Annotated in this window: 13 protein-coding genes; 7 read left to right on the top strand and 6 right to left on the bottom strand. The window is 59.6% G+C overall.

Translation table 11 applies throughout. The features are described 5' to 3' along the window. Positions 1–19: 19 nt before the first annotated feature. Positions 20–664 carry a MerR family transcriptional regulator gene (locus DCC24_RS06535; RefSeq protein ID WP_110099120.1) on the top strand — a complete coding sequence of 215 codons (645 nt, stop codon included), beginning with the start codon at positions 20–22 and terminating at the stop codon, positions 662–664. An 840-nt stretch (positions 665–1,504) separates the two neighbouring features. Here the strand turns inward: DCC24_RS06535 and DCC24_RS06530 are convergent. The 4 genes from DCC24_RS06530 to DCC24_RS06515 form a co-directional block, all read right to left on the bottom strand. Next, complete coding sequence (locus DCC24_RS06530; protein WP_110099119.1) at positions 1,505–2,305, bottom strand: carbon-nitrogen hydrolase family protein; 801 nt, start codon at positions 2,303–2,305, stop codon at positions 1,505–1,507. 15 nt (positions 2,306–2,320) lie between these two features. Then, entirely contained in the window at positions 2,321–3,736 is a 1,416-nt protein-coding gene (thrC, locus tag DCC24_RS06525) for a threonine synthase (RefSeq protein WP_110099118.1), read from the bottom strand. 34 nt (positions 3,737–3,770) lie between these two features. After that, positions 3,771–5,063, bottom strand: coding sequence for an adenylosuccinate synthase (locus DCC24_RS06520; protein WP_110099117.1), 1,293 nt, complete (start codon positions 5,061–5,063; stop codon positions 3,771–3,773). Positions 5,064–5,211: 148 nt separating this feature from the next. Further along, on the bottom strand, positions 5,212–5,871 hold the full coding sequence (locus DCC24_RS06515; RefSeq protein WP_110099116.1) for a thymidine kinase: 660 nt from the start codon (positions 5,869–5,871) through the stop codon (positions 5,212–5,214). Positions 5,872–6,001: 130 nt separating this feature from the next. Between DCC24_RS06515 and DCC24_RS06510 the strand changes: the two genes are divergently transcribed. The 6 genes from DCC24_RS06510 (at position 6,002) to DCC24_RS06485 (ending at position 12,609) form a co-directional block, all read left to right on the top strand. Then, entirely contained in the window at positions 6,002–6,937 is a 936-nt protein-coding gene (locus DCC24_RS06510) for a TetR family transcriptional regulator C-terminal domain-containing protein (RefSeq protein ID WP_146206293.1), read from the top strand. Then, complete coding sequence (locus DCC24_RS06505; protein WP_199446236.1) at positions 6,934–8,550, top strand: ABC transporter substrate-binding protein; 1,617 nt, start codon at positions 6,934–6,936, stop codon at positions 8,548–8,550. The genes DCC24_RS06510 and DCC24_RS06505 overlap by 4 nt, the downstream gene beginning before the upstream one ends. Continuing rightward, positions 8,547–9,497 (top strand): ABC transporter permease, encoded by a 951-nt coding sequence (locus DCC24_RS06500; RefSeq protein WP_110099114.1) that lies wholly within the window; start codon positions 8,547–8,549, stop codon positions 9,495–9,497. The genes DCC24_RS06505 and DCC24_RS06500 overlap by 4 nt, the downstream gene beginning before the upstream one ends. Further along, positions 9,494–10,423: an ABC transporter permease gene (locus tag DCC24_RS06495; protein WP_110099113.1), complete on the top strand. Its 930-nt coding sequence runs from the start codon at positions 9,494–9,496 to the stop codon at positions 10,421–10,423. The genes DCC24_RS06500 and DCC24_RS06495 overlap by 4 nt, the downstream gene beginning before the upstream one ends. Then, positions 10,420–12,102 (top strand): ABC transporter ATP-binding protein, encoded by a 1,683-nt coding sequence (locus tag DCC24_RS06490; RefSeq protein WP_110099112.1) that lies wholly within the window; start codon positions 10,420–10,422, stop codon positions 12,100–12,102. The genes DCC24_RS06495 and DCC24_RS06490 overlap by 4 nt, the downstream gene beginning before the upstream one ends. A 279-nt stretch (positions 12,103–12,381) precedes the next feature. Next, positions 12,382–12,609: a hypothetical protein gene (locus DCC24_RS06485; protein ID WP_146206292.1), complete on the top strand. Its 228-nt coding sequence runs from the start codon at positions 12,382–12,384 to the stop codon at positions 12,607–12,609. Positions 12,610–13,628: 1,019 nt separating this feature from the next. On the opposite strand, the gene DCC24_RS06480 is transcribed toward DCC24_RS06485, so the two are convergent. Both DCC24_RS06480 and DCC24_RS06475 read right to left on the bottom strand, forming a co-directional pair. After that, the gene (locus tag DCC24_RS06480; RefSeq protein ID WP_110099110.1) at positions 13,629–14,231 is read right to left on the bottom strand and encodes a DNA-binding response regulator; all 603 of its coding nucleotides are present in this window, start codon (positions 14,229–14,231) and stop codon (positions 13,629–13,631) included. 14 nt (positions 14,232–14,245) lie between these two features. Then, the gene (locus DCC24_RS06475; protein WP_110099109.1) at positions 14,246–15,382 is read right to left on the bottom strand and encodes a histidine kinase; all 1,137 of its coding nucleotides are present in this window, start codon (positions 15,380–15,382) and stop codon (positions 14,246–14,248) included. Positions 15,383–15,709: the final 327 nt, after the last annotated feature.

The following is a 15,709-nucleotide window of genomic DNA, read 5'->3' as shown; positions in this document are numbered from 1 at the left end:
GACCGCCAAGGAGAGCTAAGTGAAGCTCAGCGCGCTGGCAGAGGCCACCGGCACCTCGACCGCCTCGATCAAGTACTACCTGCGCGCAGGCCTCCTGCCGCCTGGAGTCAAGCGGAATCAGACGACCGCCGTCTACGACGCCTCCCACGTCGAGCGCTTAGAGCTCATCGCCGCGCTCCGCCAGCTCGTCGGCCTGTCGATCGAGCAGATCGGCACGCTCACCGCCGTCATCAACGACCCACAGGCGAGCATGCTCGATGTCATGCAGACCGCCCAGATGCTCGGCGGCGGACTGCCGCCGCTCTCCGCTGACTCGCCGGCTGCACAGGATGCCCGCACGGCCGCCGCCGAGGCGCGGGTCACCGCGGTGATGGAAGCCCAAGGCTGGCCGGACGCACCGAGCGCCGCCCGGGCAGCGGCCACCTCGGTGGTGGCGGAGATGACCGAGATGGGACTGGAGGTCAGCGACGAGTACCTGCAGCTCATCGGGGCAGCCGTCGACATGATCTCCGGCTCCGATCTCGACGTCTCCGGATCCCGGGACCGGATGGCGATGTATGTGGCCGTCGGCACGCACCGGTACTCACGCCTCGTGCTCGCGCTCCTGCAGCTGGGCCAGACCTCGCACAGCATCGCCCGGGCCGGTGAGCACACCGACCGGTGACGCAGAATTCATGTGCTCGTGAACGGACTGTCGTCGCAGATCCGTGTTGTTCACGCTACACTCCCATACCATGATCCCCACCATGCACTCCCCCGTGCCCGCACCACACCCCACCCACCCTTTGGAACCGAACCTCTCAACTTCGGGAGCGCCTTAGTCTCACCGGGCTTAAGCACAGTCCATTCAAAGTTCTCAGAAAAGCTCTAGAAAGGATCTATTCAACGAGGCGTAATGGACTCTCATCCCCCGTATTGCTAGTGTCCGAGGGCTGATTTTGGTCTGCAGATGCCACACCCGCCTGGGCCACGCCACACACGACACCACCACCAAGCAACGCAAAAGCCGCGAAAGCAGCCACCGACCGACGATGCAAGGAAGGAACCAAGCCAACAGCATTCTTCGATGCTTTAGACTTTTCTCTCACGTCTCTTTCTCTTCGCGAAAATAGTCACGCATCCCGCAAGAGAACACCGCGCCAACGCACAGCAAACCCTCAACGCAGGTGCTCAATGTGATGAATCTCTTCGAACGCCCAACAACCGGACCCACCCCAATCAGATATCCCGCCGAACTGACCAGCTATAGACCACTACCGACAGGCCCCCGGCCGATTCGAAGTCAATCGCACCTGAACAGCGTAGAAAAGATAGTAAAAAGCCCCCGTCCGAAGCGTGAGGGGAACGCTGTGATAATCGGACGGGGGCTTATGTCATCACTCGCACCTTGACGAGGTACTTCTGAGTCTAAGGTGACGAACAGGGCGAGTCTAGGGTTTAAGCTGACAATTTCCTGTTAATTCTACTCAGGTGACCCTAAATACCTTGGTGACATGGGCGTTCGCTAATTCTTGAGATCGGTCACATCCGTGCGTCGGTTGGCTAAGACTGGTACTATCGAGCGCACTTCCGCCACCCGATCTGTGCTCACCTCCGCCAGCACGACGCCTTCCGGCTCAACACCGAGCTCCGCTACTGCAACGCCCAAGGGATCGACGATACTGGAATAGCCGATCGTGTCGGTCCCAACGGTGTCCGCGGCGAGTATCCATACAGTGTTCTCCATCGCTCTGACGGTCAACAGTGACTGCCAGTGCATTTTCTTGTGTTCGCCAGCAAACCATGCTGCCGGGGTGATGATGGCCTGAGCGCCCCGTAGTGTCAGCGCGCGAGCGACCTCGGGGAATCGGATGTCGTAACAGGTTTGCAGACCCCAGGTGATGCCTTCGAGATCGACGGTGACCACCCCTCGGTCACCGGCAGAGATCTCGTCTGATTCACGATTGTTAAAGGCATCATAGAGATGCAGTTTCCGATAGGTGCTCACCTGCGCACCCCGGTCGTTAACGACCAGCAGAGTATTAAAGGGCTTGCCGGTTGCGGAGGGCTCGAACCCTCCGGCCACCACATGCACACCCTGTTGCTGAGCTAGCCCGCACAGTTGCTCGACAAACACGGGCCAGGTTGTGGCAACCGCTTCGGCCAGGGATCCTTCGACCAGGCGGTAGGCCAGCATCGCTTCTTCCGGCAGGACCACGAGTCTGGCCCCGCGTTGGGATGCTTCGGTGATGAGCCGTTTGATCACACTCAGGTTGTCGTTGACATCGGCTGTTGGCCCAAATTGTGCGACCGCTACTGTGACCATCGCCTTGCCACCTTTCTACCGCACAGCGTGTTCTGCAATGTAGTCGCGCAGTTGATCAACGTTGTCGCGGATCTCGATGATGTGTTGCTCGCGTTCTAACATGTTCTGCAGGTCCTCGCTCAACTCCGGTGCCTGACCAATAGCTTCGACGACCGTGTCGGAAAACTTTTCCGGTTTGGCGGTTTCTAGCACCAGCATGGGCACCGAGTCATCGCGATACTGTTGGGCTATGGTGACACCATCAGCGGTGTGCGGATCAATGAGCACATGCGCGTGCTCCCAGGTCTGCCGGATGGCCGTCAATCGGTCGGCGTGCGTGGAGGCACCGGAGACCATCCCGAACTCTTCGGCAAACCGGGGTTGATAGCGGGACAGATCGAGTGTTCCCACTTCATCCAGCGCCTGGAAAGCGCCAGAGAGTTTAATCGGATCGGAGCCCAGGACCAGGTAGATCAATCGTTCCAGATTCGAGGCCTTCGAAATATCCATGGACGGTGAGGAGGTGGCCACGGTCTGTTGAGCCGAACGCGGGGTATAAACTCCAGTGCGGAAGAACTCGTTCAGCACGTCGTTCTCGTTGGTGGCCAACACCAATCGACGGATAGGCAGGCCCATGAGCCGGGCGAGTTGCCCAGAGAAGATATTGCCGAAGTTTCCTGAAGGAACCGTGACGTCGATCGGTTCGGTGCTACCGGGGTGCTCATCGCTGGCGCGGAGCCACCCCCAGAAGTAGTACACGCACTGGGCGACCAACCGGCCTAGGTTAATGGAGTTGACGGTGCCGAGCGTATTGGCACGCTTAAACGGGAGATCGCCGTTGAGTTGTTTGACCATGTGCTGGCAATCATCAAAGACTCCATCCACCACAATATTGTGGATGTTCTGATCGGTCAGCGAATACATCTGAGCACGTTGGAATGCCGACATTCGCCCCTGAGGAGAAAGCATGAATACCGCCACATTCGGCTTGGCAGCAAAGGCGTGCTCAGCAGCTGAGCCGGTATCACCGGAGGTCGCCCCCAAGATGTTGAGGGTCTCACCTCGTTCGGTCAGTACGTATGGAATCGCCTCACCCAGAAATTGCATCGCCATATCTTTGAAGGCCAGTGTGGGTCCTTGAGAGAGGTCCAAAAGCCACGTGTTGTCCCCAATCTGAGTCCGGGGGACCACATGGTCACTGGAGAACTGGTCTCCGTAGGCGGCGGTGACGATCTGTTCGAGGTCCTTCGTGGGGATCTCGGTCCAGTACCGGCCGATGACTTCTCGTGCCAGTTGCGGATAGCTCAGCTCACGCCAGGATTCGATAGTGACCTGGTCGATCACCGGAATCTCGGTGGGCATCACCAGCCCACCGTCGGGGGCCAGGCCTTCCAAGAGAATGTCGGAGAAGCTGGCGGGGTCCATCCCGCCACGAGTGGAAACATACTGCATCGGGATCTCGCAGAACTCTTTCGTGTTGTGGTGGCTAGTCGTTCCAAACCAGGTCGCGGACCTGAATCACTTCGTCGCGGCCCGGCCCCACACCGATACCGGAGATCCTGGTGCCCGATAGCTCTTCGAGAGCGTGCACGTAGCGTTGAGCAGCCTCGGGGAGATCAGAAATGCTCCGTGCCTGGGAGATGTCATCGTGCCAGCCCTCGAAGTACTCGTAAATGGGGACCGCGTGGTGGAAGTCCGTCTGGGTCATCGGCATCGAGTCATGCCGAACGCCGTCGACCTCGTAGGCCACACAGACCGGAATCTGGTCGATGCCGGTGAGCACATCCAGCTTGGTGAGGAAGTAGTCGGTAAACCCATTGATCAGTGAGGCGTGCTTGGCCATGACCGCATCGAACCAGCCGGTCCGACGGGGACGACCGGTGTTCACCCCGAACTCGCCGCCACTGGTGCGTAGTCGCTCCCCCATCTCGTCGTCCAGCTCGGTCGGGAACGGTCCGGCACCCACACGGGTCGTGTAGGCCTTAATAATTCCCAGCGTGCGGGTGAACCGGGTGGGTCCGATTCCAGCACCCACCGAAGCTCCTCCCGCGGTGGGGTTGGAGCTGGTGACAAACGGGTAGGTCCCGTGATCAACGTCGAGAAAGGTGGCCTGTCCACCTTCCATGAGCACGACCTTGTTATGGTCCAACGCTTCGTTGAGCAGGATCACCGAGTCCACCACCATCGGGCGCAGTCGCTCGGCGAACCGATCGAAGTATTCCACAATCTCATCAACACTAAAGGCCCGGCGATTATACAGCTTGACAAGTAGCTCATTCTTCTGCCGCAGTGCGCCCTCGATTTTCTGACGCAGAATCGATTCATCGTAGAGGTCCTGGACCCGGATACCCAGTCTGGCAACTTTGTCTTGATAGGTGGGCCCAATACCGCGACCGGTGGTACCGATCGCGCGTTTGCCTAAAAATCGCTCGGTGACTTTATCCAGGGTCTGGTGGTACGGGGCGACCAAGTGAGCGTTGGCAGAGACCTTCAGGTGCGAGCAGTCGTGACCACGTGCTTGAAGTCCGTCGATTTCCTCAAAGAGCGCTTCGAGGTTGATCACCACCCCGTTGCCGATCACCGGGGTCGCATTCGGAGAGAGAATACCGGCCGGCAGGAGCTTGAGTTCGAATTTCTCACCGTTAACCACCACGGTATGCCCAGCGTTATTGCCACCGTTGGGCTTGACCACATAGTCAACAATTCCACCGAGCAAATCGGTTGCTTTGCCTTTGCCTTCGTCTCCCCATTGGGCGCCGACGATTGCGATAGCTGGCATAGTTGCATCTCTCCTGATCAGGACGCGCAGGACGAGCCCTCAACATAGAAAACGTTCCCGACCGACACCTTGGCCTGAGAACCCTACCGTCCCAGTTTATCAGGTGAGCAACCTCACCTGAGGATACAAGGCTCCGGAGCAACCGGAGCTAAGACAGATCAGCCACCCCGTGCTCATCTCGCTCCTGTAAGTAGCACCGAGCGCACAGCGAAACGTAGGTGACGTTGGTATGTTGTGACCCATCGTCGTCATCAATGGCCACCTGGTCTCCATCAAAAACGAACCGGTCACCCAGCTTCCGAGTATTGAACAGCGCCTTCCGTCCGCACCGGCAGATCGTCTTCAGTTCCTCAATATTATGAGCCAGTTCGAAGAGTCGTCGCGCACCCGGAAACGACCGAGTCCGGAAATCGGTGCGGATCCCGTAGGCCAGCACGGGTACGTCATCAATCACCGCAATGCGTAAGGCATCGTCGACCTGTTCAACGGTGAGAAATTGCGCCTCATCGATCAGCAGACACGACACCGACTGGCTGGCCGCATCCATATCGGGCACCAGGGAATATGGATCGCGTCCCGAAGCTCGTTGCTGAAAGCTCTCCCGCAGTGACGATCCCTCCAGCACGAGAAAGTCCACGGTGCGGACCACCCCCAAGCGGGAGACGATCTGGTCGGCCCCCTTAGTATCGACCGCGGGTTTAGCCACTAACACGCGCATCCCGCGTTCCTCATAATTAAAGGCCGCTTGCAACAGAGCGGTAGATTTACCGGAGTTCATTGCGCCATAGCGGAAATACAGTTGAGCCACGGTGCCTCACTCTAGTCGTCCCCCACCGCCTCACGTTGCTACTACGGGCCCCTGACACCGCGTCTTGCGATGGGTCTTGAGTGTGATTCAGGGTATTGCGATCCACGCAACCCGGTGCTACGTTTACGTCGTGACTCGCACCACGGCCTCTCGCACCGCCGGGCCTGCCGCCTCAACGGCTCAGCGTGCCCGCGAGGCGATCAGCGCTTCGGGGATTCGTCAGCGTCACCTTGCTCAGCAGATGGGGATCGATGACTCGAAGCTGTCGAAATCACTGGCCGGGGTGCGCAAATTTTCGGCAACTGAACTGTCGTTGCTGGCCCAACTCACCGGTGTCACCGTGGAGTGGCTGCTTGCCGGCAACCGGCAATCCAACCCCACCAATGAGCACGATCGCCACAGAGACCACGATCACCACATCACGGACCGGGCCGGTGCCCAGACCACCGTTAGGCAACGCACCCGTCGCCACTGCGTTGTGGTTGCAGCCTGGAGACTGTTTGCCTCCCGCGGATACTCGCGCGTGACCATCGACGATATTGCGCGCGCGACCTCGATGTCTCCGGCAGCGGTGCTGTACTACTTCGAGAATAAGAATGCGATCTTTTTAGCCACCCTGCGATATTGCAGTGACTTAGCCGCCCAGTCCCAGACCGAAGCCCTGCAGATGCCCGACCCGGTCCAGGCCCTGCGAGCCCTGGCCCGCACCCAGTTGCCCACCACCGAACAGACCCGGTTGCAGTGGGCCACCTGGGCTCAGTTCTGGTCGGCAGCCCCCACATTCCCCGATGCCAAAGAAGTCAACGCCACCGCGTATCAGCGCTGGCTGGACACCATCACCACCCTGATCCAGACCGGTCACGACCAGGGCCTGATCGTCGACGCCCCGGTGGGTGAGCTCCGCGACCTGTACGCAGCACTCATCGACGGGTTCGGCATCCGGGTGCTCACCGGAGGACTGGATCCAGACCGTGCCGTTGACCTTGCCGACCGCACGATCGTACGCCATTTTGCCACCGACACCTCCAGAGATCACCACACCACTATGGAACGCCCCCGATCATGAAACACCATCGCCGTACCCCCACCGCCGCCGAGGCCAACGACGTCCACCCCACTGGGCCACACCTCAACCGCCGCCAGCTGTTGGGTGGCGCCCTAGGTCTGGGGGCACTCGGTATGCTGGCAGCCTGCAGCGCACCCCCGGCCACCCAGTTCGATACCTCCGGCCCGCCCACTCCGGGCGGCACGCTGCGCGTCGGGCTGGCCGGCGGGTCGGCCACCGACTCCTTGGATGCCCACTCCCCGGTCAACTCCGGCGACACCGCACGCGTGATTAACCTCTATGAGGGGCTTCTGCGGCGCGATGACAACTACGAGCTGGAATACCGGCTGGCCGAATCCATGCAGGTCAACGACGACGCCACCGAATGGACCCTGGTGTTGCGCGACGGTATCACCTTCTCCGATGGGCGACCGGTACGCCCCGAAGATGTGATCGCCACTGTCGAGCGGGTCCGCGACCCCGATGACCCGAAGAATGGCGCGTCGATGATGGCGGTCATCGACACCATGGAGGTCGTCGACGAGCGCACCCTGATCTTCAAGCTCTCCAGCCCCGATGCGGAGCTGGACGACTCGTTCTCCCAGTACCAAATGGGTATCGTTCCCGAGGACTACGACCCCAGCGAGCCCATCGGTGCCGGTCCCTTCACCCTGGCCGAATTCGAACCGGGTCAGATCACCACACTGGTGCGCAATGAGAACTACTGGGACACTGTCGCCCACCTGGATCGGGTCGAGCTGGTTAATTTCTACGAGGAAGACGCCATGCTCAACGCGCTACTGTCGACCCAGGTGGATGCCATCGGCCAGATTAACCCGGCACTGACGCGGGTGGTCAACGCCGATGAACGGTTGCAGGTGCTGAACTCCGAAACCGGGATGTGGCTACCGTTCACCATGCGGGTCGATACCGCACCCTTCGATGATGTTCGGGTCCGGCAAGCCATGCGACTGGCCATCGACCGCGAACAAATGGTCAACCAGGTCTTCTCCGGTCACGGGCAACTCGGCAACGATATGTTCGCCTTCTACGACCCGGGATACCCCGACCACCTGGAACAACGCGAACAGGATATCGAGCAGGCCAAACAACTACTGGCCGAGGCCGGGTATCCGGACGGGCTCGAGGTGGACCTGGTGACCAGTGAGATCCAGGCCGGTGCGGTCCGGGCCGCCCAAGTGCTGGCCGAACAGGTTCAAGAAGCCGGGATCACGGTGCATCTGCACCAGGTCGATACCACCACCTTCTATGGGGAAGGCAACTACCTGCACTACCCGTTTGCCCAATCGTTCTGGTACACCCGCAACTTCTTGGCCCAGGTCGATCAGTGCGCCACCGACTCGGCCCCGTTCAATGAAACACACTGGCAGGACGAGGACTTCGAGGCCCGGGTCGCCCAAGCCCAAGCCACCGCCGACGACCAGCAGCGCCAGCAGAAAATTGCCGAACTACAAGAAGAGTTCTTCGACCGGGGTGGCTACATCATCTGGGGCTTTTCCAACCAGGTCGATGCCATGCAGAAGTACGTGATGGGCTTTGAAGAAAATGCCACCGGATTACCCCTGTCGGGCTATAACTTCCAGCGCGCCTGGATTGCAGAGGTGAACGAATGACCAAGCTGATTGTGCGACGATTGGGAATCAGCATCCTGATTCTCTTGGCCGTGTCCATCGTGGTCTTCTGCGCCACCCTGCTGTTGCCGGGTTCTCCGGCCACCGCCATCCTGGGCCAACAGGCCACGCCGGAACGTATTGCCGCCCTAGAAACCGAGATGAACCTGGATCGGCCGGCCTGGGAACGCTACTTCCTGTGGCTGGGCGGAATGCTCACCGGCGATTTCGGCACCTCCACCTCCACCGGAGGCCCGATCTCCGAATACCTGGGCGAACCGCTGGTCAATTCCCTGGTGCTGATGGTGCTGGCCGCGATCCTGTCGATCCCCATCGGCATTGGTGTAGGCATCTACTCGGCGATGCACCGCGGGAAAAAACGCGACCAAACCGTCACCTGGGTCTCACTGGCCCTGGCAGCCATGCCGGAGTTCGTGATCGGTATCGGTCTAGTCACCCTGTTTGCCACCTCGGTATTCCAAATCCTGCCGGCAGTCACCATGAACCCACCCGACCAGCGGGTCTGGGAATTTCCCACCCAGCTGATCCTGCCCACCCTGTCCCTGATGTTGGTGGTCAGCCCCTATATCGCGCGGATGACCCGGGCCACCATGATCGAAGCCCTAGACTCCGGGTACGTGGAAATGGCCCGCCTGAAAGGGGTGCCCGAACGGCGAGTGGTGTTCCGCCACGCACTCCCCCACGCGATCGGGCCGGTCGCCCAGGTGGTGGCCATCCAGCTAGCCTGGCTGGCCGGAGGGGTGGTCGTCATCGAGTATCTCTTCCGCTACCCCGGCCTGGGCCAGGCCCTGATCGATGCGGTCACCTATCGTGACGTTCAAGTCGTCCAAGCGATCTCACTGTTGATCGCTGTGGTCTACGTGCTGGTCAATCTCATCGCCGACATCATCGGCATTCTGGCCAATCCCAAGCTCAGGAGTGCATCATGAGCCAGCTCAAAACCTCCGCCACCAAACCCGCCCCGTTGCTGAAACGCATCTGGGCTCAGCCCGAAGGGAAAGCCGGTCTGATCCTGACCGGCCTCGTGTTGCTCCTCGCTCTTACCGGCTACTTCTTCGCCCCCGAGATCACCGGGACCACCACCACCGAATTTGTGGGACTACCCTTCACCCAGGAAACACTGCTGGGCACCGACAACCTCGGCCGCTCGGTGATCTCCCGCTTCCTCGGAGGCGGGTTACTGTTGCTGCTATGCGCGGCAGCGGCCACAGCGATCGGCCTGGTGCTCGGTGCCCTGATGGGTATGATCGCCGCCTACGCCGGCGGAATCACCGATGCGATCATCATGCGCGTCAACGACGTGGTGCTGGCCTTCCCCCAGTTGATCCTGGCGATGCTGGCCATCGTGATCTTCGGCCCTTCGGCCCTGGTGCTGATTCTGGTCATCGGATTCACCCACGCACCCCGGATCGCCCGCGTGTCCCGGGCCGCCACCCTGGCGGTGACCTCCGAAGACTACATTCGCGCCGCCGAACTCTACGCGGTGCCACGCACCCAGATCCTGATCCGCGAAATCTTCCCGAACATTACCGGCCCGCTGGCCGTGGAAGCCGGACTGCGGTTGACCTACTCGATCGGCACCATCGCCTCCCTGTCCTTCTTGGGCCTGGGCATCCAGCCGCCGGCCGCAGACTGGGGTCTGATGATCAACGAAAACCGGATCGCGCTGTCCATCCAACCTTGGGGCGTGATCCTTCCGGTGATCGCGATCGCGGTGCTGACCATCGGCACCAACCTGCTGGCCGACGCCTTGGCCCGAGCCACGGCCACCACCACCCTGCCGGTGAAGGCCTCCCGACTGCGCAGCACGAAAAACACCCCCGAGACCACCGCGGAGAAAGTAGCCAACCGATGAGTCCCGACCATCCCACCAGCGCAACTGACACCGTGGTGCTCACCATCCGGGGGCTGAGCGTCTCCGCCACCGGCACCGGCCACCAGATCATTCACGACCTGGACTTGGATCTACACCGTGGCGAGATCCTCGCCCTGGTCGGAGAATCCGGCTCCGGTAAGACCACCGTGGGGCTTGCCTGTCTGAACCACTTCCGCACCGGGCTAGCCCACACCGGTGGGGAAATCACGCTCTACCCGCGCACTGGCGAAACCCCAATCAACGTCACCGAACTCACCGATGACCGCATCCGGGCCCTGCGTGGCGAACGCATCGCCTACATCCCCCAAGACCCGGCGTTGAGCCTCAACCCGGCCATGCGGGTGGGCGACCAAATCCGGGAAGTACTCGACATCCACGGCTACGGCTCCAGCTCCTCCGAGCGCGCCCAGCGGGTAGCCCAGGTCTTAGGCGATGTCGGTCTGCCCGATGATGAGTCCTACCAGCGTCGCTGGCCACACCAGCTCTCCGGCGGCCAACAACAACGCATCGGTATTGCCATGGCCTTCGCCATGAACCCCGACGTGCTGGTGCTCGATGAGCCCACCACCGGGCTGGATGTCTCCACCCAAGCCCACGTGCTCGACACCATTCGGGAAATGACCGCCCGCCACGATGTGGCCTCGCTCTACATCACCCACGACCTGGCGGTGGTCGCCGAATTGGCCCACCGCGTGGCGGTCATGCTACGCGGTGACCTGGTGGAAGTCGGCGATAGGCGCAAAATCCTAAACGAACCCGACCACCCCTACACCCAACGCCTCCTGCGGGCAGTACCCGATCTAGCCGGACAGAAAAATCTCACCGGAACCAACCAGGCGCCCGCGATCACCGAGCCCTCCACCGCCGCCCAGGGACAGTCTCAACCGCAGGAGAAATCCGGGCCCAGCCAACACCTGCTGGCCGTGCGGGAGCTGCGGATGTCCTACGGGTCCCATGAGGTGCTCAAGGGAATCAACCTCACCATCGATCCCGGGGAATCCACCTTATTACTCGGCGAATCCGGTTCCGGTAAAACCACCCTGGCCCGCTCGATCGCCGGGCTCAACCCGGACTACACCGGCACCATCCAGCTACGTGGCCAGGCACTGGAACACCGGGCCCGCAAGCGTAGCCTCGATGCCCGCCAAGACATCCAGTACATCTTCCAGTCGCCCTTCTCCTCCCTAAACCCGCGCCAATCCATCGGGAAATCCCTGACCGTACCGTTGCGGATGTCCCAGCGGCTACCTTCCTCCCAACACCGGGCTGTGGTGGAAGAAACCCTAGAAGCTGTCCAGCTGGACCCCAGCTTCTACGACCGCCGGCCCGGAGACCTCTCCGGAGGGGAACGCCAACGCGCAGCCATCGCCCGCGCCCTGGTCAACGCACCCTCGATGCTGGTCTGCGATGAAATCACCTCAGCCCTGGACGTCTCCGTGCAAGCCTCCATCCTGGCCCTGCTGAACCACTTGCGCCACCAGCGCGGGCTGGCCCTACTCTTCGTCACACACAACATCGCCCTGGCCCGACACATCGCCACGCAAGTGGCAGTGTTGAACCAGGGCGAAATCGTCGACCACGGGCCGGTCCATGACGTCCTTGACAACCCGTCACATTCCTACACCCGTCATCTCCTCGACGACCTACCCCAACTGTAACCCTCCAGCTAGGCTGAGCACCGAGAGCTCGGGGGGTCACTCCTGGTAGCGACAACTGCGTTCCCACCACACGATATCCCCTTGATGGCGGGGCTCTTCACTCGAGGCTCGAGATAAGACTGTGCTCGGCGTTGAGAGAGAATCTCAGGACTTCACGAGTAGGTCATGACACAGTGGCACTAGAGCAACTCGCCTATTCCGCCCACGATGGGAGTGCAATTACCCCTAGTGAAGGAGAGCTCGACGATGCAAGCAGTACGCTTAGTTTCGCTTGTCGTCATGATCATAGCCCTAGTGGTCGCAGTGTTTGTTGTCCTCAATAACGTGATGGATCCCAGTAGCCTTCCAGATCCCATAGCCCCGGCTATTGAGGCCCTTCCGGAGCAGGGATCCGGTGCAGCTATCGTGCTAACAGTCGTAGTGGTAGGCGTAGGCATCCTGGCCTCGGTAGTCCATAAGAACGCGAAGAAAGCACTAGAAAAACAGGACTCGAAGAAAAACCTCTAAGACAAGTCCGGTTCACGGAGGAAAATTCCCTTGCCGGCCCCAACCCCGAGACGTATAAGTTGGACTTCCCTGCGCACGGTGCCATCGGTGTATAGCGCACCATGCGCAGGGTCGGGGTCAATCGTCGCTCTGTTTTTGCTGTCATGGGACAGGCGCTTCTTGAAGAGCCTAGGTGTAGTTGGTCATGACGTTGTCGCTCTTGAAAGCCGGCAATATATCGGTTCTGAAACCCATCTGGTTCATTTCTTGATAATAGACCCGAATCCAAGAGTCTTTCACGTGCGGACCAACAGCAATAGGCCAAATCCAGTACAGGTATCAGCTGGGCAACGACCAAAGGAACCAAGGCAGGAATAGAGAGAGAACGGGAGCCCACGCGTCGCCACAGGTGGGCGTAACATCACATTCCCACCGGTGACTCACGGCGTGATACGGAACCGGATGGCACCGGCCGAAAGCCGCACGGGGTTAACGTGTGCAATTCAAGCCCGAACGTTATGCACAACGATCGCTTCTTCACACGCACAGTTCTCCGGAGGTACCGGCAGAAGGAGTCGGTTCCCTGGCTAATCCGAGTCCTGAGGGGAACGAGATGGTGCCTGTGATCGTTGCTGGCCTCGGCGAATCTCCCTCTGAGCCCAGCCCAGTGCCAGTCCACACAGAAAAACAACCACCGGAGCGAACCACACAAGCCCACCTAGTGAACTGGCAATAGCTTCCACCCACCCTGGTAGCGGGTCTACGGACAGATGCACGAGAAGGGCCGGCACGCATAACAACACGGATACAGCCATCAGGACATAGAGCAAATTTCGAAGAGTAGACATGTTCCCAGTGTTCATCGTCTGACCCCGTTAGCTGTAGTGACACCACGTCACCGAGGATTTTGGTACTGAAGGCCAGGCCGAACCTCAGGGTGGAGTACCGAGCCTACGGCCCCGGGTCTGATTGTAGGAACCTCACGGTCGGTTGTCAGATGCCCCGCAAAGAGAGGAACTAACACGATGGGGACTAGGGGCTCATATCCAATCAAGATCGCGAGCGAATCGCGCTGCTTCGTGCCGGTTTGTTGCATGTGTTTTGGCTATGGCACTTGAAAGGTAGTTCCGTACGGTGCCTTGAGAGAGAAAAAGTTTAGCCGCGATTTCTGACGCTGAGAATCCTTCTCGGGTTACGCGTAAGACATCTTTCTCACGTTCTGTGAGTGGGCAGTCGTCGCTTACCGCCGATGCTGAGACCTCGGAGCCGATCCAGCGCTTTCCTTGATGAACGGCCTCAATGACGTCAGCGATATGAGAAGGGTCGGCAGATTTACTCTCGAACCCTTTAACTCCCAGCCGAAGAGCCTTGCGTAGCACTCCAGGTTTAGCGTGCCGGGTTAACATGAGCACTGGCTGATGTGGTAGCTGTTGCTGAATTGTCTCTAACACCTCGAGGCCGTCCATCTCAGGCATCTCAAGATCAAGAACCAATACATCGGGCCGATAAGTCACAGTAGCCTCAACGGCTTCATGCCCGGTCTGGGCTTCTGCAACAACTTCTATTTCTCCTTCATAGGGCAAGATTTGTGCCATTGCGGCGCGCAGGAGGTTTTCGTCGTCTGCAAGCACAACACGAATCATGTTGCCATGCCTTTCTAACGTGTGGGGAATCGAAGTTCAGTGATGAACCGGTTTTCTTCACAGTGCGCCATGAGTGTACCGCCAAACTCTGAGACTCTTTTCTTAAGGGCGTCAAGCCCACTCAGCTCTGACGCTTCAGAAGTGACTCCGTCATTGCTGATTCCCACGATGTTGGAGTTGACCGTTATTTCCACCTGTCTAGCGTCGGAGTGTCGCAATATGTTCGTTGTCGCCTCCCTGAGCACCAAGCTTGCTGGTTCTTGACGTTCGAGCGGGAGATCGGTATCAGCGTGGTGAACATTGACCGTGGCACCTGTAGCCTCAAGGAGGTTTTTCGCGTTCTCCAACTCGCCCTGCAGGGTTAGACGGCGTTCTCCATAGGCAAGTGACTTGGCTTGCGAGATCGTATCTGTCAGAAGACCACGGACCTCGTCCAATTCCTGCTTGGCAGCGTCAGGAGCGTCGTCCATCTGTCGCTGAGCAAGGGCCGTTTTCATCTTGACTACATGCAATGTGTGTCCCTGAATATCATGTAAATCAGCCGCGAAACGGAATTTCTGCCGATAAAGGGCCAATTGAGTCTGGGCTCGGTGGGCATTGTCGAGCTCCCGCACAACCCGCACTGTCCACCGAGACCCGAAGAAGACGGCCACCCAGAAGAGGCCAAAAACCACAGTAGTCGTCACATAAATAGGCGCCTGATCTGGCTCATGCACTGTCGAGAGGAGCGCCAGCCCTACCGCGACACCTAGGAGACCGGCAGTGGCCACGACTCGCATTCTCGGTAGCGTGGAGAGGTAGGCAGCGCCTGCAATCAACAATCCGCCCGTGGCTAAGGGGCTTACTGCCAACCAACTGGCTACCCCGGCAGTAAGAACGCCGACTAGCAACGACCACACCAAGAGGTTTCGACTGAGATTCGCCCACCGTAGTGCGACGCAAAACGACAGTGTCGCGCTGGGCAAGAGAATCAGCGCGTGCCAGAGGGGGTCAAGTGCGGTAAGCAGCCCCGCAGCCCAAAAAATAGCCAGTCCTAGCAACAGCCCCTGGGTCGTATTGGTCCGGACACGGTCTAGAGAATGTCGTTGCCACGTCCCAGAGATTCCAATGGATTCTTCTGTTTCGTTCCCGTTTCTTTTGTTGTCAGCCATGGATTCTCCTCCTGGCAGCACCTACTGCCCGCTCGGGCGGGAAGACTTTGAGCGAGTCGTAACTCACTCTATTTTATCCAGCGAGCCAGTGAAGTTGGGCTTGTTCTAGAAATACGGTTCAAAGATCCACATTTCTGGGGATATTTTCAGCCTTGCAACCGATTAGTGTTGGAAATGTCCGGACAACACCCGGGCACGTAAAGTAGGACATCCCTGAGAGGAGGTTAGATCATGCGAAATGACCTGACACATTTTGCGGACACACTGAATATCGGCGAAGTCGGGCACGCCGTTACTGCGATGCCGACTCTCGCAACTCCCGCGACC

This window comes from Auritidibacter sp. NML100628 (assembly GCF_003185985.1).
Classification (GTDB): Bacteria; Actinomycetota; Actinomycetes; order Actinomycetales; family Micrococcaceae; genus Auritidibacter; species Auritidibacter ignavus.
The sequence above is the reverse complement of the archived record's forward strand: the minus strand, read 5'-3'. Positions and strand labels throughout refer to the sequence as shown.